This window comes from Agromyces sp. 3263 (assembly GCF_031456545.1).
In the GTDB taxonomy this organism is placed as follows: Bacteria; Actinomycetota; Actinomycetes; order Actinomycetales; family Microbacteriaceae; genus Agromyces.
This window is the reverse complement of sequence record NZ_JAVDUV010000001.1, coordinates 54,198-75,137: the sequence shown is the minus strand read 5'-3', so window position 1 is coordinate 75,137 and position 20,940 is coordinate 54,198. Positions and strand designations below refer to the sequence as shown.

Here is a 20,940-nt window from a genome sequence, read left to right as displayed (position 1 = left end):
CGTGACCGACCACCCCCCAGCCCCGATCCTGGTGCTGCTCGAGACCACTCCGAACGGCGACCTCTCGACGAGCGCGGCAGGGCTCCTCGGGGCCGCCTCGCGCATCGGCGTCCCGGTCGCGCTCGTCGTCGCCGCGCCGGGTCGGCCGCAGGAGCTCGCCGAGCAGGCGGCTGCCGCCGGCGCGGACCGGGTCCTCGTCGTCGAGACCGGCGCACTGGCGAACGAGCTGACGATCCCGCACGTCGACGCGCTCGCCGCGGCCGCCGCCGCCGTCACGCCCGAGGCCGTGCTCATCTCGAACTCGGTCGACGGGCGTGACATCGCCGCCCGCTTCGCCGCCCGCACCGGCGCCCCGATCGCCGTCGACGTCGTCGGCGTCTCGCGCGACGCCGAGGGCATCCTCGCCCACCACTCCGTGTACGGCGGTGCCTACGAGGTCGTCTCCGCGGCGACGTTCGGCCCGCTCGTCGTGACCGTGCGGCAGGGTGCCGTCGATGCGCGTGCGGAGGCACGTCCTGTGGTGCTCGAGCCGCTCGACGCGGCGCCCTCGGGCGCGGCATCCGCGACGATCGAGTCGTTCGAGCCCGCCGCCGAGACGTCGAGCCGACCCGAGCTGCGCGGAGCGAAGCGGGTGGTCTCCGGTGGTCGGGGCCTCGGCTCGGCCGAGCAGTTCGCACTCGTCGACGAGCTCGCCGATGCGCTCGGGGCTGCGGTCGGCGCCTCACGGGCTGCGGTCGATGCGGGCTACATCCCGGCGGCGCACCAGGTCGGTCAGACCGGCGTCTCGGTGTCGCCGCAGTTGTATGTCGCCCTCGGCATCTCGGGCGCGATCCAGCACCGCGCCGGCATGCAGACGGCCAAGAACATCATCGCCGTGAACAAGGACCCCGACGCCCCGATCTTCGAGGTCGCGGATTTCGGCGTCGTCGGCGACGTCTTCACGGTGGTCCCGCAGCTGATCAGCGCGCTCGCCGAGCGGAAGCGGTGACCGGTGGTCGCCGACGCGCGGAACCTGCGGAGGGGACTGCCTCGCCAGCGCGGCGGTGACGCCTGGCCTCCAATCCACGAGGCGCCGGTCGAACCCGTCAGCTCGTCGACGCACGCGCCCTCGGCCGCCTCGTCGGCGCCGGTCTCGTCGGCGCCGGTCGCGTCGGCGCCGGTTGTGTCGGCGCCTGCGGGGTCGGCATCGGTCGCGGCGGCGCCTGCGAGGTCTGCATCGGTCGGGCCGGCGCCGCTCGCCTCCGGATCGGTCGCGGCATCGCCATCCGGGCGGCTCCGCAGCGGACTTCCGCGGGTGGCCGGTGGAGGGCCGTGGCCCGAGGCCGGCGAGTCGGCCGGGGCAGCGAACGCCGAGGTGACGGATGCCGCGGCCGCTCCGCGGCCGGCACGCAGCGCGGCGCCCGCAGGCGAGCCGGTGGCGGCGACGTCGACGGCACCGCAACCCGCGATTGACGACGTGGCACCCTCGACCGACGGTGCGCTTCGGCGCGGACTTCCACGGGTCGCCGGGGGAGACCCGTGGCCGGTACTCGGGGACGGCTTCATCGCGGCCCCGGTCGCAGCCGAGCGGGATGCGCCCGCTGTCTCAGCTGGTCCCATGGCGCTCGCCGAGCCCGTGGCGCCCGCCGAGCCCGTGGCGCCGGCCGTCTCCGTGGCGCCGGCCGTGCTGGCGGCTCCCGACCAGCCCGTGGCGCCCGCCGTGCCGGCGGCCCCCGACCAGCCCATGGCGCCGGCTGTGTCAGCAGCGGCGGCCCCACCCGTCGCGCCGCCACAACTCGTCGCGCCGCCACCGCCCGTCGCGGCGCCACCGCCCGCCGAGCCGGTCGCGGCGCCTGCGGCGGCACGCGTGACGCCGCCGCCGTCGGTCGCCTCGCGGTTCGGCGCCCTGACCGGTCGACAGTGGGCCGGGGCATCCGTCGTCGGCATCCTCGCGATCATCGGCGCCGCGACCATCGTCGTGCAGGTCACGCGTTGGTTCCTGGGGCTCGGGTTCATGGAGGACTTCGTCGCGACCTATCCCGGCGAGACGCCCTTGCCCGACGGCGCACCGGTGGGGCTGCCGGCGTGGCTCGGCTGGCAGCACTTCTTCAACGTCTTCCTCATCGTGCTCATCATCCGCTCGGGCCTGCAGGTGCGCACCGAGAAGCGACCGGCGGCGTTCTGGACGCCGCGGTGGTCCCGGCTCGGCCGGAAGATCAGCCTGAACCTGTGGTTCCACCAGTCGCTCGACGTGCTGTGGCTGGTGAACGGCATCGTCTTCGTCGTGCTGCTCTTCGCGACCGGCCAGTGGATGCGGGTCGTCCCGACGAGTTGGGACATCATCCCGAACGCCGTCTCGGCGGGGCTGCAGTACCTGTCGCTGGACTGGCCGCTCGAGAACGGGTGGGTCAACTACAACAGCCTCCAGGTGCTCGCCTACTTCGTCACGATCTTCGTCGCGGCGCCCCTCGCCGTGCTGACGGGAGTGCGCATGTCGGGGGTGTGGCCGAAGGACGCCGCGGCCCTCAACCGCCGCTATCCGGTGGAGTGGGCGCGTGCGGTGCACTTCCCCGTGATGCTGTACTTCGTCGGATTCATCGCGGTGCACGTCACGCTCGTCTTCCTGACCGGCGCGCTGCGCAACCTCAACCACATGTACGCCGCACAGGACGCCGACGGCTGGCTGGGCTTCTGGATCTTCGTCGCCTCCCTGGTGGTCATCGCCGCCGCGTGGATCGCCGCACGTCCGTCGGTGCTCGCGCCGATCGCGGGGATCTTCGGCAAGGTCGGCCGGTAGCACTCGCAGATCTCCGGGCGGGCATCCGCGACCCGACGCGGTCGCTTGTCATTCCAGTTAGCGGCCGCTAACATCGAGTCCAGTTAGTGCGCGCTAACTGGATGGCGCGCGAACGACGTGCAGAGAGGCGCGGATGGTCACGCTCATGAGCCCGCCCGATCATGGATCGACGCCGAACCCGCGCTCCCGATCGCCGCGCCCCTTCGACCGGGTGCTCGTCGCCAACCGCGGAGAGATCGCCGTACGCATCATCCGCACGCTGCGCCGCCTCGGCATCCGCTCCATCGCCGTCTACTCCGACGCCGACGCCGCCGCGCCGCACGTACGGCTCGCCGACGAAGCAGTGCGCATCGGGCCTGCGTCCGCGAGTGAGAGCTACCTGGTCCCCGAACGCATCGTCGCCGCAGCCCTCGAGTCGGGCGCTGAGGCGATCCATCCGGGCTACGGCTTCCTCTCGGAGCACGCCGGCTTCGCCGAGGCGTGCCGTGACGCGGGCCTCGTCTTCGTCGGCCCGGGCATCGAAGCGCTCGAGGTGATGGGCGACAAGATCCGCGCGAAGCGGCACGTCGAGGCATCCGGTGTGCCGACCGTGCCCGGCATCGCCGACCCCGCCCTCGACGACGCGGCCCTCCTCGACGCATCCGCCACCGTCGGATTCCCGCTGCTCGTGAAGCCGTCGGCCGGTGGCGGCGGCAAGGGCATGCAGATCGCGCGCGATGCCGACGAACTCGCCGCCGCGCTCCCGGCCGCCCGCCGCATCGCGCTCGCCGCGTTCGGCGACGACACGCTGCTGATCGAGCGCCTGATCGAGCGGCCCCGCCACATCGAGGTGCAGGTGCTCGCCGACGCCGCCGGCACCGTGATCCACCTCGGTGAGCGCGAGTGCTCCCTGCAGCGCCGCCACCAGAAGGTCATCGAGGAGGCGCCCTCGCCGCTGCTCGACGAGGCGACCCGGGCGCGGATCGGTGCCGCCGCCTGCGACGCGGCCCGCAGCGTCGGCTACCTCGGCGCCGGCACGGTGGAGTTCCTGGTGTCGGATGCCGCACCCGACGAGTTCTTCTTCATCGAGATGAACACCCGGCTCCAGGTCGAGCACCCCGTGACCGAGCTCGTCACCGGGGTCGACCTCGTCGAGCAGCAGTTGCGCATCGCGGCGGATGAGCCCCTCGCGATCACCCAGGAGGAGGTGCGCCTGACCGGCCACGCCATCGAGGCGCGCGTGTATGCGGAGGCGCCCGAACGCGGCTTCCTCCCCTCGACGGGTCGCGTGGTCGCGTGGCGCGAGCCCGCGGGCCCCGGCGTGCGAGTCGACGGGGGCATCGTCGAGGGCCAGGAGATCACGGCGCACTACGACCCGATGCTCGCCAAGGTGATCGCCTACGGCGACGATCGCGCCGAGGCACTCGATCGCCTCGATCGCGCGCTGGCCGACACGGTCGTGCTCGGCGTCGACACGAATCTCGCCTTCCTGCGCCGGCTCATCGCCGACCCCGCGGTGCGCGCGGGCGACCTCGACACCGGACTCATCGATCGGCTGCCCGAGCCCACCGCAGCCGAGCCCTCGCCCGGGCTCCTCGCCGCGGCCGCCGGCCTCGTCGCCGAGCACGACCGCGTCGAGCACGATGGGGCGACGGATGCCGCGGGCCCGCGTGCGTGGCTCGATTCCAGCGGGTGGCGCCCCGGGCCGCACCGCGCCCCGGTCGTGCTCCTCGCTCCGCGCGACTCGGTCGACGACGTGCGCGAGGTGGCGGCGGGAGCCGTCGACACCTCGGCGGAGGTCGACGGCGTGCTCGTGCGGCGCGATGACGACGGCACGGTCTGGGTGCACCGCGACGGCGAGACCGCCGCCTTCACCGTGCTCGACCGCCGTGCGCGGGCCGCCGCGCGTCGACGCGCAGCGGAACGCGGGGGGCTCGCCGCCGCGCCGGAACTGCGCGCGCCGATGCCCGGCACGGTCACCGCCGTGCTCGTCGCCGACGGCGACTCCGTCGAAGCGGGCGACGCCGTCGTCGCGATCGAGGCCATGAAGATGGAGCACCGCGTGCTCGCCACGCTCGCCGGCCTCGTCCGCCTCGCCGCAGCGACCGGCGATCTGGTCTCGCGCGACCAGGTGGTCGCCCGCATCGAGCCGCACCCCGCGGCATCCGACCCCCAGTCTTCGAGCGGCCCCCACGAGGGCGCCGCTCCCGAGGCATCCCACCAGGAATGAGGAACACCATGCCCGACCTGAACGACGAGGAACAGCAGCTCTACGACATGGTCTGCGAATTCGCGGACACGGTGGTCGCCCCGCAGTCGTACGAGGCCGACCGCACGCACACGCTCTCGATGGACGTCGTCGCCCAGATGGGCGAGCTCGGCCTGTTCGGCCTCCCGTTCCCCGAGGAGGTCGGCGGACAGGGCGGCGACTACATGGCGCTGTGCCTCGCGATCGAGGCGCTCGCCCGCGTCGACCAGTCGATCGCGATCACCCTCGAGGCCGCCGTGGGCCTCGGCGCCATGCCGATCCACCGGCACGGCACCGACGAGCAGAAGGCCGAGTACCTGCCCGACCTCGTCGCCGGGCGCGCGCTCGCCGGCTTCGGCCTGACCGAGTCCGAGGCCGGGTCCGACGCCGGAGCGACGCGCACGACGGCCGTGCTCGACGGCGACGAGTGGATCATCAACGGCTCGAAGCAGTTCATCACCAACTCGGGCACGCCGATCACCCGGTTCGTCACGGTCACCGCCGTGACGGGGGAGCGCACGCGCCCCGATGGCTCGGTCTCGAAGGAGCTCTCGACGATCATCGTGCCGAACGGCACTCCGGGCTTCACGGTCGCCCCCGGGTACGACAAGTCGGGCTGGCGCGCCTCCGACACGCACCCGCTGACGTTCGACGACGTGCGCGTGCCCGTCGCGAACCTGCTCGGCGAACGCGGCCGCGGCTTCGCCAACTTCCTGCGAACCCTCGACGAGGGCCGCATCGCGATCGCCGCCCTGGCGACCGGCGTCGCGCAGGGCTGCCTCGACGAGGCGCTCGGCTATGCCAAGACCCGCAACGTCTTCGGCGTGCCGATCGCCTCGCACCAGTACGTCGCGTTCACCATCGCCCAGATGCAGGCCCGCGTCTACACCGCGCGCCTCGCCTGGCACGACGCCGCCCGGCGTCTCGACGCGGGCCTCCCGTTCAAGAAGGAGGCCGCGATGGCGAAGCTCGTCTCGAGCGACGCGGCGATGCTCAACTCACGCGACGCCACCCAGGTCTTCGGCGGCATGGGCTTCATGAACGAGAGCCTCGTGGCGAGGCACTACCGTGACTCGAAGATCCTCGAGATCGGCGAGGGCACGAACGAGGTCCAGCTCATGGTCATCGCACGCGAGCTGGGCATCGGCTAGGAGGTCGCCATGACGGATGTCCCGATGCGCGAGGTCGTGCAGCGTGGGCTCTGGTTCGAGGAGTTCGAGGAGGGCGTGCGTTACCTGCACCGACCGGGGCGAACGGTGACGGAAGCCGACAACGTGCTGTTCACGACGCTGACGATGAACCCGCAGCCGCTCCACCTCGACGCGGCGTGGTCGGCCGAGCAGCCGTTCGGCCAACGGCTCGTCAACTCGCTGTTCACCCTCTCCACGCTGGTGGGGCAGTCGGTGGGCCAGCTCACCCAGGGCACCCTCGTCGCGAACCTCGGCTTCGGTGCGGTGGCGTTCCCCGCGCCCGTGTTCGTCGGCGACACGCTCTACGGCGAGAGCATCGTCGCGTCCAAGCGGGAGTCGGCGTCGCGACCGGGCCAGGGCGTCGTGGTGCTCGAGCACACGGCGCGCAACCAGGACGGCGTCGTCGTGGCGACCGCCTCCCGCACCATGCTCGTGTGGACTCGCGAGGCGGGGGAGCGCCAGTCGTCCGCGGGGCATGCAGCGAGCGGTGCCGACCCCTCCGCCGACGAGCGGACCCGCGGATGACGCATCCGCCGTTCCGCTTCGGCCCGGCCCTGCTCTTCTGCCCGGCCGACCGGCCCGACCGCTACCGGAAGGCGGGCGAACGGGCGGACGCGGTGATCCTCGACCTGGAGGATGCGGTCGCCGACGACGCGAAGCGGGCGGCGCGGGTCGCCCTCGTCGCTTCCACGCTCGACCCCGAGCGGGTCATCGTGCGCGTCAACCCTGCGTCGACCCCGCACTTCGCCGACGACCTCGCCGCCCTCGCCGCGACGCCCTACCGCACGGTGATGCTCGCCAAGTGCGAGGGCACCGCCGACCTCGTCGGCCTCGAGGACCACGAGGTCATCGCCCTCTGCGAGACGGCGCGGGGGGTGCTCGCCGCGGCCGAGGTCGCGGCCCTGCCCAACGTGTCCGCGCTGATGTGGGGCGCCGAGGACCTCGTGGCCTCACTCGGCGGATCGTCGAGCCGGCGTGCCGACGGAGCCTACCGCGGCGTCGCTGCGCACTCCCGCTCGCAGGTGCTCCTCGCGGCGGGCGCCCACGGCGTCGCCGCCATCGACACCGTGCACCTCGACATCGCCGACCTCGAGGGCCTCCGGCAGGAGGCCGAGGACGCCGTCGCCGTGGGATTCGCCGCCACGGCATGCATCCACCCATCGCAGGTCGACGTCGTCCGTGCGGCCTACCGGCCCGACCCGGAGCGCCTCGAGTGGGCCCGTGCCGTGCTGGCCGCAGCGGCCGGGGCCGGTGCGGGCGTCTTCGCGTTCCGCGGTGGGATGGTGGACGCGCCCGTGCTCCGCCAGGCCGAGGCGGTCGTGCGCCGCTCCGGCCGCGGCTAGTCGACCGGCGCGCAGAAGCACGCCGGCGTGGCCGCTGGCCCGCGCCTCCAGGCCCGACGCCGCCCGTTCGGGGGACACCAGTGGACGGACCGCAAACGATTCGGTAACAGTTCATCTCGTTTCGCCCTGTCGGGCGGGGGACGCGTACCCCGAGGACGTATTCTCGGAGTCAATCCTGGGGAGGAGGGGCGCGTGGCACGACGGCATACCTACCGAGCCAACGCGGCGAGCGTCGCGGGTTCGGCGGTCATCGAGGAGTTCGCGAATCTGGGGCGCGACGACGTCCTGAGCGTCACCGCGTCGACGACGCCGGCGCTCCGCGTCGAGACCGTCGAGTCGAACACGCTGTCGGGCCCGATCACGGTGCCGATGCCCGCGACCCTGGGTGAGACCGGCATCCTGGCACACCCCATCGCGCTGGGCGGCAGCACCTTCGGGTGGACGCTCGGCGCCGACGATTCCCACGCGGTCCTCGACCGCTTCGCCGGGACCGGCGGCGACCTCCTCGACACAGCCGACAGCTATGCCGCGGGCCGCAGCGAGACGATCATCGGCTCCTGGCTGCGCACCCGGCACACGCGCGATCGGATGCGCGTGATGACGAAGGTCGGACGCCACCCCGACCACCACGGGCTGGCTCCCGTCGACCTCAGGGCGGCGGTCGAGGCGTCCCTCGACCGGCTCGGCACCGATCGCATCGACGTGCTGTTCTTCCACGGAGACGACCCCGAGACGCCCCTCGAGGAGAGCCTCGGCGCGGTCGACGCGCTCATCACCGAGGGCAAGGTGCTCGCCATCGGCGCTTCCGACTTCTCGCCCGAGCGGCTCATCGAGGCGCGTGTCCTCGCCGCCAACGGCCTGCCGCGCTTCGAGCTCCTCACCGCCCGGTACAACCTCATGGACCGTCGACCCTTCGAGGGTGCGACCGAGCTCGTCGCCCATGCCCAGGGCCTCGCCGTGCTGCCGTACTTCGCGCTCGCGAACGGGTTCCTCGGCGGCCAGGTGCGCCGACGCTCCGAGGTGCGTCGCGATGCGCGCGGCGAACGCGTCGCCCGCCACCTCGGACGACGCGGCCACCGCGTCCTCACCGCGCTCGACGAGATCGCGTTCGCCCACGGCGTGCAGCCCGCGACCATCGCACTCGCCTGGCTGCTGGCCAAGCCCACCGTGGCCGCGCCGGTGGTGAGCGCGACGAAGCCCGACCAGGTCGAGGCGCTCATGGCCGCGGCATCCGTCGAACTGCACCGTTCCGAGCTCGTCGAGCTCGATCGCGCCTCGGCCTAGCACGGCGCGTCCTACTCGCATGACCGCCCGGCGCGACCGGCCGGTCGGCGCCGCGCCCGCGGGCCGACGCATCCGACCGCTGCACGTCCGGGTGCCATAGGCTGGACAGGATGAACGGCGCTGTCGACCTCCCACTCGGCCAGGCCGAACTCTCCTTCACAGCCGCAGGCGACGCGCGAGTTCGGCGCAGCGTGCTCCCGTCGGGAGTTCGGGTGCTCAGCGAGCAGGTGCCGGGCAGTCGCAGCGTCACCATCGGCTTCTGGGTCGCCGTCGGCTCACGAGACGAGCAGCAGGCGGATGCCGCGCACCCCGCCACGTACGGGTCGACCCACTTCCTCGAGCACCTGCTGTTCAAGGGCACCACGAGTCGCACGGCGCTCGACATCGCCATCTCCTTCGACGCCGTCGGCGGCGAGCACAACGCGCTCACGGCGAAGGAGTACACGTGCTACTACGCCAAGGTGCAGGATCGCGACCTGCCGATGGCGGTGCAGGTGCTCGCCGACATGTTCACCTCGTCGCTGCTCGACCCGGTCGAGTTCGACAACGAGCGGGGCGTCATCCTCGAGGAGCTCTCGATGGCGGGCGACGACCCGGGGGATGTCGCGAACGAGTGCTTCTTCGAGGCCGTGCTCGGGGAGCATCCGCTCGGCCGCCCCATCGGCGGCAGCCCCGAGACCATCCGCGCGGCGACGCGCGAGGCGGTGTGGGAGCACTACCGCGCGAACTACCGCCCGCAAGACCTGGTGGTCACCGTGGCCGGGGCGGTCGACCACGACGCGCTCGTCGCCGAGCTCGAGGCCGCCCTCACCCGGCACGGTTGGGACCTCACCGCCGAAGGGGCGCCGGTCGAGCGGCGCAGCATCACGCCGGCGGTGCTCGCACCCGGCACCGCCGTCACGGTCGTGCCCCGGCCAACCGAGCAGGTCAACCTGCTCCTCGGCGTGCCCGGGCTCGTGGCGACCGACGAGCGCCGCTCCACGATGAGCGTGCTGAACGCGATCTTCGGGTCGGGCATGTCGTCCCGGCTGTTCCAGCAGGTGCGCGAGCGCCGGGGCCTCGCCTACGCGGTCTACTCGTTCGCGCCCGGATACTCCGACGCCGGCCTGTTCGGCATGTACGCCGGCTGCGCGCCGGCCAAGGCCGGCACCGTGGCCGCGCTGATGCGCACCGAGCTCGAACGGGTGGCCGAGCACGGCGTCACGGCCGATGAGCTGCGACGCGCCGCCGGTCAGCTGAGCGGTGCGTCCGCGCTCGCGCTCGAGGACTCCGACACCCGGATGTCACGGCTCGGCCGAGCCGAGCTGACGCTGGGCGAGTTCATCGACCTCGACGAGGCGCTGCGGCGCATCGCCCTCGTCACCGCCGACGACGTGCAGGAGCTCGCCGCCGACCTGGCCGCACGGCCGTTCTCGCTGGTCGCGGTGGGCGCGGCCGACGAGTCGGCGTTCCGCGGCGCCGTCGACGAGATCGCGCCCAGCACCGACGTCGCCTGACGTCCGAACCCCGACCAGTACCGACGAAAGCGGAACAGTGCCCCACCATCTCTACCTCGTGCGCCACGGCGAGCAGCTCGACGCCGAGCACGGCATGCCCGACGGTCCGCTCTCGCCCCGGGGACGCCGGCAGGCGCAACTGCTCGGCGAGCGGCTCGGCGGCGTGCCGTTCGACAACGCCTGGCACTCGCCGTTGCAGCGCGCCACCGAGACGGCCGAGATCATCGCGGCGAAGATGCCGGCGCTGAACCCCGAGCCCTCGGCACTGCTGTTCGACTGCATCCCCTCGGGTCCCGCGCCTGAGACGCCCAAGGTCTACGAGCCGTTCTTCGGCTCGGTCACCGAGGCGGAGATCGAGGCGGGCAGCGCCCAGATGGCGGATGCCGGAGCGGAGTTCCTGCGGTCGCACCGTGAGGACCGGCACGACCTCCTGATCACCCACAACTTCGTGATCGGCTGGCTCGTGCGCGAGGCCCTCGGTGCTCCCGAGTGGCGGTGGCTCTCGATCCACCAGGCCAACTGCGGGCTCACCGTGCTCACCCAGAAGTCGGGCCGCCCGTGGAACCTGCTGGTGCACAACGACCTCGCGCACCTGCCGTTCGAGCTGCGGTCCGGGCTCCCCGAGCCCTACGCGCTCTGAGCCGTACGCCCTCCGAGCCACCGCCGGCGGGCGCGGGTCAGCCGACGTGCTTGCCGTACCAGTGCGTCGCGTTCGGGTTGGCGTTGTACGGCTCGATCTCGGCGTAGCCGCTCGACCGGTACAGGCCGCCGGCCGCCGCGAGGCTCGCGTTCGTGTCGAGCACCAGTTCGCGAGCGCCGAAGGCCACGGCGCGACGCTCGAGCTCGTCGAGGAGACGCCGGCCCGCTCCACGACCACGGGCGGCCGGCGCGAGCCAGAGGTGCTTCACCTCGAAGCGGGGCTCGTCCGATCCGGGGCGGGAGTCGATGCGCCGCACGCCGCCGCATCCGATCACCTCGGCCCGGTCGTCGCGATCATCCTCGACGACGAGGAACACGCCGGCCGGCGGGGTGAACTGCTCGGCGACCGGGTAGGTCGGACGGTATTCGCCCTGCTCGGCGGGGAAGCCCGCGGCACGCTCCGCGAAGTACGCATCCAGCAGGGAGAGCGCCTCGGCGCCCGTGACGTCGACCGCTCGGAACCGCATGCCGTCCAGCCTAGACGCGGGCGGACGCGAGCTCGTCGTCACGCGATTGGTAGGGTGAAGCGGTGACGATACGGGTCGCCGTGGCCGGAGCCACGGGCAAGATGGGGCGTCTGGCGATCGAGCTCATCGAGGCATCCGACGACCTCGAACTGCACGCCGCGCTCGATTCGCGGTCGGACCTCGACGAGATGCTCGGCGCCGACGTCGCCCTCGACGTCACGCACCCCGCCGCGAGCGCGGGGATCGTCGAGTTCGCGACCGGCGCGGGCATCCCCATCGTGGTCGGCACCTCGGGGTGGTCGAGCGACCGCATCGCCGAGATCGCCCGGTTCGTGCGCGGCCACGACGACGCCGGCGCCGTGCTCTTCATCCCGAACTTCTCGATCGGCAGCGTCCTCGGCACCGCCTTCGCGGCGCTCGCGGCCCGCTTCTTCGATTCCATCGAGATCGTCGAGGCGCACCACGCCGGCAAGGTGGACTCGCCGTCGGGTACCGCCGTGCGCACGGCCGAGCTCATCGGCCGGGCGCGCGCCGAGGTCGGCCCCGTCGCCGCGCCCCACGCCGACCAGCGCGCCCGCGGCCAGCTCGTCTCCGGGATCCCGGTCCACAGCCTCCGGCTGTCGGGCGTGCTCGCCGAGCAGCGGGTGGTGCTCGGCGGCGAGGGCGAGACGCTGACGATCGCCCATTCCACGGTGTCGGCCTCGGCCTACGAGCAGGGCATCCTGCTGGCGCTGCGACGCGCGCCCGCGGCATCCGGAGTCGTCGTCGGCCTCGACGCGCTGCTCGACCTCGGCCTGCCCGACCCCTCATGACGAGCAAGGCCGGCGCCATCCTGATGGCCGTCCTCCTCGCGCTGTACGTGGTGCTGGTGGGCTGGCGCGCCGTGCAGTTCATGGCCACCGGGGAGCCCGTCGCGGTAGGCATCGGGCTCGCGCTCATCGTGCTGCCGGTCATCGCCGCCTGGGCGCTCTGGCGGGAGATCTTGTTCGGGGTGCGGTCGCAGGCGCTCATGCGACGGCTGGAGGACGAGGGCGGGCTCGAGCTGGAGATCCCGGTCAAGCCCAGCGGCCGACCCGAGCGGTCGGCAGCGGATGCCGCGTTCCCGGCGTTCCGCGACGCCGCAGAGGCGGCGCCCGACTCCTGGCGGGCCTGGCTCCGGCTGGGGCTCGCCTACGACGCGGCCGGCGACCGCCGCAGGGCGCGGGGCGCCGTGCGGCGCGCGATCACGCTCGAGCGCGCGGAGCGCTGAGCATCGCGTCGAGCGCCGACTCGATCGTGACGTGCTCGAAGCGGTATCCGTCGTCGATGAGCCGCTGCGGGCGCACCTTCTGGCTCGACAGCAGCAGTTCGTCGGCGGCCCGGCCGAGCGCCAGCTCGAGCATTCGCTCCGGCACGGTGAAGGTGTAGGGCCGGTGCATCCGCTCGGCCATCGCGGCCATCACGCGGTCGGCCGTCGCCGGCGTCGGGCCGACGAGGTTCACCGCGCCCGACAGCCTGGACTCGAGCAGGTGCACGATCGCCCCCACCTCGTCGGTCAGGCCGATCCACGGCCAGTGCTGGCCTCCGGTGCCCAGGCGCCCCGAGAGCCCGAATCGGGTGAGGGTGCCCACCCGCTGCATGGCCCCGCCCTCACCCACGACGATGCCCGTGCGGAAGACGACCGACCGGGTCTCGTGCGGTGCGAGGGCCGCGGCGCTCTCCCAGCGCGACACGACGTCGGCGAGGAATCCAGTGCCCGCGCTCGAGAACTCGGTGAGGAGCTCGCCGGGCCGATCGCCGTAGAAACCCACCGCCGAGGCGCTCAGGAACACTGCCGGGGGCCGGCGCGCCTTCCGCATCGCGTCCGCGAGGGTGCGCGTGGCGGTCACGCGCGAGTCGTTGATCTCGCCGCGGTACGTCTTCGTCCACGGCAGCCGGGCGAGTGACGCGCCGGACAGGTTCACGACGGCGTCCACGCGATCCATGACGGTGAAGTCGATGATGCCCGCGGCCGGTGACCAGGTCGCCTCGTCGGCGCCCTGGGCGCGTCGTCGCACGAGACGCACGATCTCGTGCCCGTCGGCGTGCAATCGCTCGATCAGCGCGGTTCCGATGAAGCCGGACGCACCGGCGATGAGCACGCGCACGGTCTAGGCGAGCTCGGCTTCGATCGTGATCGGGATCGACAGCGCCTGCGAGATGGGGCAGTTCGCCTTGGCGTCCTCGGCGATGGCCTCGAACTGCTCCTCGGTGATGCCGGGCACCCGGGCGCTGACGAGCAGGTGGCTGCCGAGCACGCCCTTCCCGGCCTCGAAGGTGACGGCTGCCGTGGTCTGGATGCTCTCGGGCGGCATTCCGGCCTGCGTCAGGGCGAGCGACAGGGCCATCGAGAAGCACGAGGAGTGCGCGGCAGCCAGCATCTCCTCGGGATTCGTCGTGTTCGCGACGCCTTCGCTGCGGGCCTTCCAGTTCACGTCGAACGTCGCGAGGCCCGAGGAGTCGAGGGCGACCTGGCCCGACCCTTCGAACAGCGTGCCGGTCCAGACCGTGGTCGCTTCACTCGTGAGTGCCATGTGGGATCCTCCTCCTCGAGACGGGTTCCCAGCCTATCCGGGCGGATGCCGCGAGGTCAGGTCCGTGCGATGACTCGTGCCCGCACGAGCAGCACGTACAGCTGGCATCCGAGGCAGTACCCGAACGCCGCGTTGAGGAACGCGGCGATGAAGGCGAGGGATGCCGCGATCGGCACCGCGGCGGCGAGCCCGGCCGCCCCCAGGATGACGCCGACGATGGTCACCGCGAAGCCGACGCCCTGCGCGAAGGTCGGCGGACGTGGGTCCTCGAGCTCGTCGGGCGGGGACAGTCGCGGTCGTATGAGCCTTCGGAACACGAGCGCGAACGGGTGCCGGCGGACGCCGGCGAAGGCGCCCCACGCGAAGAGCGCGCTCAGCGCGGCGAGGAGGATCCACGCGGCGAGGTCGGCCCCGCCGAAGCCGAGCACGGCCACGACGAGCAGGAGCACCGCGGTGATCCCCGCCGTGAAGCGCGGGCCCCGCGGATCGATGCCGTCGGGTCGGTCGGATTCAGGATGGGACACGGGACCTCCCGGTGAGGGTGTCGAGGTGGCGGCGGACGGCGTGCGCGTCGGGCACGCCGCCGATGCGGGCGGATGCGGTGCCGCCGGCGTCGAGGATGAGGGTGGTCGGCGTCTGCAGGATGCGGAAGCGATCAACCAGGTCGGGCCGGTGGGTGAGGTCGAGCTCGACGAGCCGCACGCCCGCGTAATCCGCGGCGATCGACGTGAGCTGCCGTGCCGTCGAGGGGCACCGGCTGCAGTACTCGGTCGAGAACTGCACCAGCGTCGCCGAGCTGCCGAGCGCGGTGGGCGCGAGTCCGAGGTCGTCGAGGGCCGCGTCATCGGATGCCGCGGCCACCCGGCCCGTCCGTGATCGCCACCAGAGCCCGAGCACCGTGGCCCCGGCGGGCAGCGCGACGGCCGCGATGAGCGCGACCGACCAGTCCATGTCGCGATGGTATGGCGGTCGCCCGGCGGCATGGGGCGTGTGACGGAGGATGACACCACGTCACGCGCACGCCGGACGGCTCGCCCGCGGCATCCGCCCCCTCGTCAGCCGTCGGGGTTAGCATCGAGGCGATGGCCGAGACGATCCCCACGCCCTATGAAGACCTCCTGCGCGACGTGCTCGAGCACGGTACGCACAAGACCGATCGCACGGGCACCGGCACGCGCAGCGTGTTCGGCCGCCAGTTGCGGTTCGACCTCTCGCAGGGGTTCCCGCTCGTCACCACGAAGCGCGTGCACTTCAAGTCGATCGCCTACGAGCTGCTGTGGTTCCTGCAGGGCTCCTCGAACGTCGGGTGGCTCCGCGAGCACGGCGTCACCATCTGGGACGAGTGGGCGGATGCCGCGGGCGAGCTCGGTCCCGTCTACGGGGTGCAGTGGCGCTCGTGGCCGACGCCCGGCGGCGAGACGATCGACCAGATCTCGCAGGTCATCGAGCAGATCCGAGTGAACCCCGACTCCCGCCGCCTCATCGTCTCGGCGTGGAATCCGGCCGACATCCCCGACATGGCGCTCGCGCCCTGCCACGCGCTGTTCCAGTTCTACGTGGCCGACGGCAGGCTGTCGTGCCAGCTCTACCAGCGCAGCGCCGACCTGTTCCTCGGCGTGCCGTTCAACATCGCCTCCTATGCCCTGCTCACCCACATGGTCGCTCAGCAGACCGGCCTCGAGGTGGGGGACTTCGTGTGGACCGGCGGTGACTGCCACATCTACGACAACCACGTCGAGCAGGTCACCGAACAGCTCACGCGCTCGCCGTTCGCTCCGCCCACTCTGAGGTTCGCCCGCACGCCGGCGTCCATCTTCGACTACGAGTACGACGACTTCATCGTCGAGGGCTACGAGCACCACCCGGCCATCCGCGCGGCCGTCGCGGTATGACGACGGGTGCGGATGCCGCGACCCCGCGTCCGTCGATCGGCCTCATCTGGGCCGAGTCGGGGGGCGTCATCGGCCGCGACGGCGGAATGCCCTGGCACGTGCCCGAAGACCTGGCGCACTTCAAGGAGCTCACGCTCGGCGCGCCCGTGATCATGGGGCGCAAGACGTGGGAGTCGCTCCCGCCGCGGTACCGGCCGCTGCCAGGGCGGGCGAACCTCGTCGTGACGCGTCAGGCCGACTGGGCCGCCGAGGGCGCGGAGCGCGCGGCATCCGTCGACGGGGCACTCGCGCTTGCCGCGGCGCGGGAGCCCGCGCGCGTGTGGGTCATCGGCGGAGCCGAGGTCTTCCGGCAGACCCTGCCGCTCGCCGACCGCCTCGAGGTGACCGAGCTCCGGGCGCCGGGCGGAGGCGCGGTGATCGAGCCGCGTGCGGGCGACACCCCCGCTCCCGTGGTGGACACGGCGGTGTGGCGGCGGGCCGACGCCGAGCCGTCCGACACCGCGTGGCTCATCTCACGCGGCGGCCCCGAGTACCGCTTCCTCAGTTACGCCCGCGCCTGACCCAGCCCGGCCGCACGTCGCCCCCCGCACCGGACCGGTCCCGCAACGGAGGAGATCGGGGGAGGCGCGCCGCGTCCGCCCGGCCCGGCGTGCCAGAACTCCTTCGTTGCGGTCTTCGACCCGTCCTCAACACGATCGCCGACGGGGATAACCCGCCGACGGCGCTGCTGGGTCTGCCAGCCGCAGACTTCCCAAGCAAGAGTGGGCCATGCCCGACGACTTGAACCACGTCCTCCGCGCCTGCAACGACCTCGGTGGTGTGGCCCGTCTCGCCGACCTGCGTTCCGCCGGCGCCGGCAGGGAGGACATCGATCGCGCTGTCCGAGCCGGCTCACTCACGCGGCTGAGACGAGGTTGGTACGGCTGGGCCGGGATCTCGCCTGCGCTCGCCGCGGCCGTGCGCCACGGTGGTGCACTCGGTTGCATCTCGGTGCTGCAGGAACACGGGCTCTGGATCCTCGGCGAACACCCTCACGTCCATGTGGCGATGCGGCCGAACGGGCAGAGCCTGCCGCATCCCGGATGCAGGTGCGTCCTGCACTGGAACGCCGTTCCGCGATCGGGAGGGCGGGTTTCCCTGAGGACGGCACTCGCCCAAGCCCTGGGGTGCATCGGGGCAGAGGAGTTCTTCGTCGCCCTCGAGTCCGCCATGCGACGCCGGGCGATCGACGGGCTGGAACTGGCGGCGCTGCGCCAGGACGTGCCGGCCGATCGGCGGTGGCTCGTCGACCTCGCCCGATGGGACGCGGACAGCGGGCTGGAATCGCTGCTTCGACTGAGGCTCCACGCGCTCGGCATGACGCTGAGGTCGCAGGTCGAGATCCCCGGAGTGGGACGAGTCGACTTCGTCCTCGGGGATCGGCTCATCCTCGAGGTCGACGGTCGGTTGAATCACGAGGCTCCGCCCAAGCGACACAAGGACCTGATCCGCGATGCCGTCGCAGCCGCGCATGGATTCGACACGCTTCGATTCGACTCTGCGCTCCTCGTGTACGACTGGCCGCTCGTCGAGGCGGCGATCCTCGCGAAGCTCGAACTCGGTCTCCACGTGAGTGTGCGTCCCCGGTCGCGCGGGCGACGGGCGCGGCGCGGCATCCGTTCGACCCGATAGCCTTGGGGGCGTGACTGCAGACAACCCCTTCGGACAGGTGCTCGTCGCGCTCGTCACGCCGATGACGGCGGACGGCGAGGTCGATTGGGCCGGGGTCGAGAAGCACATCGACGACGTGATCTCGGCCGGCGCCGACGGCATCGTCGTCACGGGCACGACCGGTGAGACGTCGACGCTCACCGACCCCGAGAAGATCCGGCTGGTCGAGGTCGGCAAGGACGTGGCCGCGGGCCGCGCGAAGATCATCACGGGCGGCGGCTCGAACGAGACCGCGCACGCGATCGAGCTCTACAAGCACTCCGAACAGGCCGGCGCCGACGGCATCATGATCGTCACGCCGTACTACAACAAGCCGACCCAAGCCGGCATCCTCACGCACTTCCGGCTCGTGGCCGACGCCACCGACCTGCCGGTCATCCTCTACGACATCCCCGGCCGCACCGGCGTGCCGATCAAGTACGAGACGATCCTGCGGCTCGCGAAGCACCCGAACATCCTGGCGATCAAAGACGCCAAGGGCGACTTCTCCGAGGTGAGCCGCGTGCTCAACCAGACCGACCTCATGTACTTCTCGGGCGACGACGCCAACGTGCTGCCGCACCTCGCGATCGGTGCCACGGGACTCATCGGCGTGACCGCCAACATCGCCCCCGCGCCCTACCGCACCATCGTCGACGCCGTGAACCGCGGCGACCTCGCGGCTGCCACCGCCGAGCACCGGCGGCTCGAGCCGCTCGTGCGCGCCGTGATGACCCACGTGCCCGGCACCGTCGCGGCGAAGTACATCCTGCACGGCCTGGGCCGCATCGGCAGCCCGCGCGTGCGGCTCCCGCTCGTCGGTCCCGAGGAGTGGGAGGCCGCGCTCATCGAGGACGAGATCGACCTCGTGCAGGGCATCCCGGGCGTCGACTTCCACCGCTTCCGTCCCGACCGCAACGCCGCCGCCGGCGGCGCGCTGCCCAAGGTCGCGGGCACCACCCGCTGAAACGTCGGCCGAGGCATCCGCCGGAACGGCCGTGTGAACTGAACACCGCAACGTAAGGAGGGCCCATGCCCGACGTCGTCATCGATCCCGCTCCGCTCGAGGCAGGGACGCTCCGCGTCATCCCCATCGGCGGCCTCGGTGAGGTCGGCCGCAACATGACGAGCTACGAGATCGACGGGAAGATCCTCATCGTCGACTGCGGCGTGCTCTTCCCCGAGGAGCACCAGCCGGGCGTCGACCTGATCCTGCCCGACTTCGGCTTCCTGCGCGAGCGACTCGACGACATCGTCGGCGTGGTGCTGACGCACGGGCACGAGGACCACATCGGCTCCGTGCCCTACCTGCTGCGCCTGCGCGCCGACATCCCCCTGATCGGCTCCACGCTGACGCTCGCCCTCGTCGAGGCGAAGCTCAAGGAGCACCGCATCCAGCCGTACAGCCTCACGGTGCGCGAGGGCGAGCACGAGCGGATCGGACCGTTCGACCTCGAGTTCATCGCGGTCAACCACTCCATCCCCGATGCGCTCGCGGTGGCCATCAAGACGAGTGCCGGCACGGTGCTGGCCACCGGCGACTTCAAGATGGACCAGCTGCCGCTCGACGGCCGGCTCACCGACCTGCGCGAGTTCGCGCGCCTGGGCGAGGAGGGCGTCGACCTGTTCATGGTCGATTCCACCAACGCGGATGTCCCGGGCTTCACGCCACTCGAGCGCTCGATCGGCCCCGTGCTCGACGAGGTGATCGCGCGCTCGCCGCGCCGAGTGATCGTGGCGAGCTTCTCGAGCCATGTGCACCGGGTGCAGCAGGTGCTCGACGCCGCGCACTTCAACGGCCGCAAGGTCGCGCTCATCGGCCGCAGCATGGTGCGCAACATGACCATCGCAGCCGAACTCGGCTACCTGAAGGTGCCCGCCGGCGTGCTCGTCGACTTCAAGAAGGCCGGCGACATCCCCGACGACGAGATCGTCTACATGTCGACGGGGTCGCAGGGCGAGCCCATGGCCGTGCTCTCGCGCATGGCGAATCGCGAGCACCAGATCGAGATCGGCGAGGGCGACACGGTCATCCTCGCGTCGAGCCTCATCCCCGGCAACGAGAACGCGGTCTACCGGGTCATCGACGGGCTCACGAAGCTCGGCGCGAACGTGGTGCACAAGGGCAACGCGAAGGTGCACGTGTCGGGTCACGCGGCCGCGGGGGAGCTCCTCTACTGCTACAACATCCTGAAGCCGAAGAACGTGCTGCCGATCCACGGCGAGTACCGTCACCTCTTCGCGAACGCGAAGCTGGCGCAGGACACGGGAATCCCCGAGCGCAACACGTTCATCGGCGAGAACGGCACGGTCTACGACCTGCGCGACGGCGTCGTGAAGGTCGCGGGGCAGCTCGACCTCGGCTTCGTCTACGTCGACGGCGCGACGGTCGGCGAGATCACCGACGCCGACCTCAAGGACCGCCGCATCCTCGGTGAAGAGGGCTTCATCTCGGTCATCATCGTCGTGGATGCCTCGACCGGGCGCATCATCGTGGGCCCCGAGATCCACGCGCGCGGCTTCGCGGAAGACGACGCCGTGTTCGAGGAGGTCAAGCCGAAGATCTCGGCCGCACTGCTCGAGGCCGCCCAGAACGGCGTGCGCGACCAGCACGCGCTGCAGCAGATCGTGCGCCGCACCGTGGGCACCTGGGTCAACCGCAGGCTCCGCCGCCGTCCGATGCTGGTGCCGCTCGTCATCGAGGCGTAGCGGCGCAGGCGCGGCTGCGGGGCCGCCGGCGGCGATCGGGCCGGCCTGATGGCCCGGCCCGACGGAAACACCGCGGAAACACGGCGGGCGTAGCATCCGCGCATGGCGGACTACACGATCCGCCCGGCCATCCCGAGCGACGGCGCGTTCCTCGCCGACATGGTGGTCGAGGCGGCGAACTGGCGGGCCGGGGCGACCCGGCCCAAGCCGACGGTGTTCGCCGACCCGGTCTCGCGCGGCTACATCGCCGGATGGCAGCGGCCGGCCGACACCGGCTTCGTGGCCCTCGACGGCGATGCCGAGCCGATCGGCGCGGCGTGGTACCGCCTGTTCGCGGCCGACACACCCGCGCACGGCTTCGTCGCGGCGGGAGTGCCCGAGCTCATCATCGGCGTCCAGCCGCTCTGGCGTGCGCAGGGCGTCGGGCGCACGCTGATGCGGTCGCTGACGGATGCCGCGCGCGCGGCCGGGTACGCCCGCATCACGCTGAGCGTGGAACACGGCAACTTCGCACACGCCCTCTACCGCTCGGAGGGGTTCGCCGTCGTGGGCACCCGCGGGGGACGCGACACCATGGTGCGGGTCCTCGGCTGAACCCCGGTGCGACCCTGCAGCG

22 protein-coding genes are annotated in these 20,940 nt (G+C 72.1%); 17 read left to right on the top strand and 5 right to left on the bottom strand.

Features of this window, described 5'->3' with window-relative positions:
* The first annotated feature begins 1 nt into the window (after position 1).
* The 9 genes from J2X63_RS00355 to J2X63_RS00315 all read left to right on the top strand — a co-directional run bounded on the left by J2X63_RS00355 (position 2) and on the right by J2X63_RS00315 (position 10,956).
* Complete coding sequence (locus J2X63_RS00355) at positions 2–988, top strand: electron transfer flavoprotein subunit alpha/FixB family protein (protein WP_309972728.1); 987 nt, start codon at positions 2–4, stop codon at positions 986–988.
* Positions 989–1,597: 609 nt separating this feature from the next.
* Positions 1,598–2,776 (top strand): cytochrome b/b6 domain-containing protein, encoded by a 1,179-nt coding sequence (locus tag J2X63_RS00350; protein WP_309972726.1) that lies wholly within the window; start codon positions 1,598–1,600, stop codon positions 2,774–2,776.
* Between the two features lie 145 nt (positions 2,777–2,921).
* Positions 2,922–4,985: a biotin carboxylase N-terminal domain-containing protein gene (locus J2X63_RS00345; protein WP_309972724.1), complete on the top strand. Its 2,064-nt coding sequence runs from the start codon at positions 2,922–2,924 to the stop codon at positions 4,983–4,985.
* An 8-nt stretch (positions 4,986–4,993) separates the two neighbouring features.
* Entirely contained in the window at positions 4,994–6,154 is a 1,161-nt protein-coding gene (locus J2X63_RS00340; RefSeq protein WP_309972722.1) for an acyl-CoA dehydrogenase family protein, read from the top strand.
* Positions 6,155–6,163: 9 nt separating this feature from the next.
* Positions 6,164–6,718 (top strand): MaoC family dehydratase, encoded by a 555-nt coding sequence (locus tag J2X63_RS00335; RefSeq protein ID WP_309972720.1) that lies wholly within the window; start codon positions 6,164–6,166, stop codon positions 6,716–6,718.
* Entirely contained in the window at positions 6,715–7,536 is an 822-nt protein-coding gene (locus J2X63_RS00330) for a CoA ester lyase (RefSeq protein WP_309972717.1), read from the top strand. The genes J2X63_RS00335 and J2X63_RS00330 overlap by 4 nt, the downstream gene beginning before the upstream one ends.
* 192 nt (positions 7,537–7,728) lie before the next feature.
* A complete protein-coding gene (locus tag J2X63_RS00325) occupies positions 7,729–8,820 on the top strand; it encodes an aldo/keto reductase (RefSeq protein WP_309972715.1) in 1,092 nt (363 codons plus the stop codon).
* A gap of 110 nt (positions 8,821–8,930) precedes the next feature.
* On the top strand, positions 8,931–10,316 hold the full coding sequence (locus J2X63_RS00320) for a pitrilysin family protein (RefSeq protein ID WP_309972713.1): 1,386 nt from the start codon (positions 8,931–8,933) through the stop codon (positions 10,314–10,316).
* Between the two features lie 37 nt (positions 10,317–10,353).
* Complete coding sequence (locus J2X63_RS00315; protein ID WP_309972711.1) at positions 10,354–10,956, top strand: histidine phosphatase family protein; 603 nt, start codon at positions 10,354–10,356, stop codon at positions 10,954–10,956.
* Positions 10,957–10,993: 37 nt separating this feature from the next.
* Here J2X63_RS00315 and J2X63_RS00310 read toward each other — a convergent pair whose 3' ends face one another.
* Positions 10,994–11,482, bottom strand: coding sequence for a GNAT family N-acetyltransferase (locus J2X63_RS00310; protein WP_309972709.1), 489 nt, complete (start codon positions 11,480–11,482; stop codon positions 10,994–10,996).
* A gap of 62 nt (positions 11,483–11,544) precedes the next feature.
* Between J2X63_RS00310 and dapB the strand changes: the two genes are divergently transcribed.
* Positions 11,545–12,294: a 4-hydroxy-tetrahydrodipicolinate reductase gene (gene dapB / locus J2X63_RS00305; RefSeq protein ID WP_309972708.1), complete on the top strand. Its 750-nt coding sequence runs from the start codon at positions 11,545–11,547 to the stop codon at positions 12,292–12,294.
* Positions 12,291–12,731 (top strand): hypothetical protein, encoded by a 441-nt coding sequence (locus J2X63_RS00300; RefSeq protein WP_309972705.1) that lies wholly within the window; start codon positions 12,291–12,293, stop codon positions 12,729–12,731. Before dapB ends, J2X63_RS00300 begins: the two co-directional genes overlap by 4 nt.
* Here the strand turns inward: J2X63_RS00300 and J2X63_RS00295 are convergent.
* The 4 genes from J2X63_RS00295 to J2X63_RS00280 are packed head-to-tail and all read right to left on the bottom strand — an operon-like array spanning position 12,706 to position 14,985.
* Positions 12,706–13,602, bottom strand: coding sequence for a TIGR01777 family oxidoreductase (locus J2X63_RS00295; protein WP_309972703.1), 897 nt, complete (start codon positions 13,600–13,602; stop codon positions 12,706–12,708). The genes J2X63_RS00300 and J2X63_RS00295 overlap by 26 nt on opposite strands.
* A 9-nt stretch (positions 13,603–13,611) precedes the next feature.
* The gene (locus J2X63_RS00290) at positions 13,612–14,034 is read right to left on the bottom strand and encodes an OsmC family peroxiredoxin (protein ID WP_309972701.1); all 423 of its coding nucleotides are present in this window, start codon (positions 14,032–14,034) and stop codon (positions 13,612–13,614) included.
* A 56-nt stretch (positions 14,035–14,090) separates the two neighbouring features.
* Positions 14,091–14,558 carry a DUF4395 domain-containing protein gene (locus J2X63_RS00285; RefSeq protein WP_309972698.1) on the bottom strand — a complete coding sequence of 156 codons (468 nt, stop codon included), beginning with the start codon at positions 14,556–14,558 and terminating at the stop codon, positions 14,091–14,093.
* Positions 14,545–14,985 carry a thioredoxin family protein gene (locus J2X63_RS00280; protein ID WP_309972696.1) on the bottom strand — a complete coding sequence of 147 codons (441 nt, stop codon included), beginning with the start codon at positions 14,983–14,985 and terminating at the stop codon, positions 14,545–14,547. Before J2X63_RS00280 ends, J2X63_RS00285 begins: the two co-directional genes overlap by 14 nt.
* Positions 14,986–15,116: 131 nt before the next feature.
* Here J2X63_RS00280 and J2X63_RS00275 point away from each other — a divergent pair, with 131 nt between their 5' ends.
* From J2X63_RS00275 to J2X63_RS00250, 6 genes are all read left to right on the top strand, one after another.
* A complete protein-coding gene (locus J2X63_RS00275) occupies positions 15,117–15,926 on the top strand; it encodes a thymidylate synthase (RefSeq protein WP_309972694.1) in 810 nt (269 codons plus the stop codon).
* The gene (locus J2X63_RS00270; protein WP_309972692.1) at positions 15,923–16,486 is read left to right on the top strand and encodes a dihydrofolate reductase; all 564 of its coding nucleotides are present in this window, start codon (positions 15,923–15,925) and stop codon (positions 16,484–16,486) included. Before J2X63_RS00275 ends, J2X63_RS00270 begins: the two co-directional genes overlap by 4 nt.
* A gap of 208 nt (positions 16,487–16,694) precedes the next feature.
* Positions 16,695–17,597 (top strand): type IV toxin-antitoxin system AbiEi family antitoxin domain-containing protein, encoded by a 903-nt coding sequence (locus J2X63_RS00265; RefSeq protein WP_309972690.1) that lies wholly within the window; start codon positions 16,695–16,697, stop codon positions 17,595–17,597.
* 10 nt (positions 17,598–17,607) lie between these two features.
* The gene (gene dapA / locus J2X63_RS00260) at positions 17,608–18,582 is read left to right on the top strand and encodes a 4-hydroxy-tetrahydrodipicolinate synthase (RefSeq protein ID WP_309972688.1); all 975 of its coding nucleotides are present in this window, start codon (positions 17,608–17,610) and stop codon (positions 18,580–18,582) included.
* Between the two features lie 65 nt (positions 18,583–18,647).
* Entirely contained in the window at positions 18,648–20,324 is a 1,677-nt protein-coding gene (locus J2X63_RS00255; RefSeq protein WP_309972686.1) for a ribonuclease J, read from the top strand.
* A 102-nt stretch (positions 20,325–20,426) separates the two neighbouring features.
* Positions 20,427–20,918 (top strand): GNAT family N-acetyltransferase, encoded by a 492-nt coding sequence (locus J2X63_RS00250; protein ID WP_309972684.1) that lies wholly within the window; start codon positions 20,427–20,429, stop codon positions 20,916–20,918.
* Positions 20,919–20,940: the final 22 nt, after the last annotated feature.

Bases quoted from the DNA above. Each gene is read 5' to 3' on its own strand.
- J2X63_RS00350 (WP_309972726.1), top strand. From the start codon at position 1,598: ATGGCGCTCGCCGAGCCCGTGGCGCCCGCCGAGCCCGTGGCGCCGGCC.
- J2X63_RS00345 (WP_309972724.1), top strand. From the start codon at position 2,922: ATGAGCCCGCCCGATCATGGATCGACGCCGAACCCGCGCTCCCGATCG.
- J2X63_RS00340 (WP_309972722.1), top strand. From the start codon at position 4,994: ATGCCCGACCTGAACGACGAGGAACAGCAGCTCTACGACATGGTCTGC.
- J2X63_RS00335 (WP_309972720.1), top strand. From the start codon at position 6,164: ATGACGGATGTCCCGATGCGCGAGGTCGTGCAGCGTGGGCTCTGGTTC.
- J2X63_RS00330 (WP_309972717.1), top strand. From the start codon at position 6,715: ATGACGCATCCGCCGTTCCGCTTCGGCCCGGCCCTGCTCTTCTGCCCG.
- J2X63_RS00320 (WP_309972713.1), top strand. From the start codon at position 8,931: ATGAACGGCGCTGTCGACCTCCCACTCGGCCAGGCCGAACTCTCCTTC.
- J2X63_RS00310 (WP_309972709.1), bottom strand. From the start codon at position 11,482: ATGCGGTTCCGAGCGGTCGACGTCACGGGCGCCGAGGCGCTCTCCCTG.
- J2X63_RS00300 (WP_309972705.1), top strand. From the start codon at position 12,291: ATGACGAGCAAGGCCGGCGCCATCCTGATGGCCGTCCTCCTCGCGCTG.
- J2X63_RS00290 (WP_309972701.1), bottom strand. From the start codon at position 14,034: ATGGCACTCACGAGTGAAGCGACCACGGTCTGGACCGGCACGCTGTTC.
- J2X63_RS00280 (WP_309972696.1), bottom strand. From the start codon at position 14,985: ATGGACTGGTCGGTCGCGCTCATCGCGGCCGTCGCGCTGCCCGCCGGG.
- J2X63_RS00275 (WP_309972694.1), top strand. From the start codon at position 15,117: ATGGCCGAGACGATCCCCACGCCCTATGAAGACCTCCTGCGCGACGTG.
- J2X63_RS00270 (WP_309972692.1), top strand. From the start codon at position 15,923: ATGACGACGGGTGCGGATGCCGCGACCCCGCGTCCGTCGATCGGCCTC.
- J2X63_RS00265 (WP_309972690.1), top strand. From the start codon at position 16,695: ATGCCCGACGACTTGAACCACGTCCTCCGCGCCTGCAACGACCTCGGT.
- J2X63_RS00255 (WP_309972686.1), top strand. From the start codon at position 18,648: ATGCCCGACGTCGTCATCGATCCCGCTCCGCTCGAGGCAGGGACGCTC.
- J2X63_RS00250 (WP_309972684.1), top strand. From the start codon at position 20,427: ATGGCGGACTACACGATCCGCCCGGCCATCCCGAGCGACGGCGCGTTC.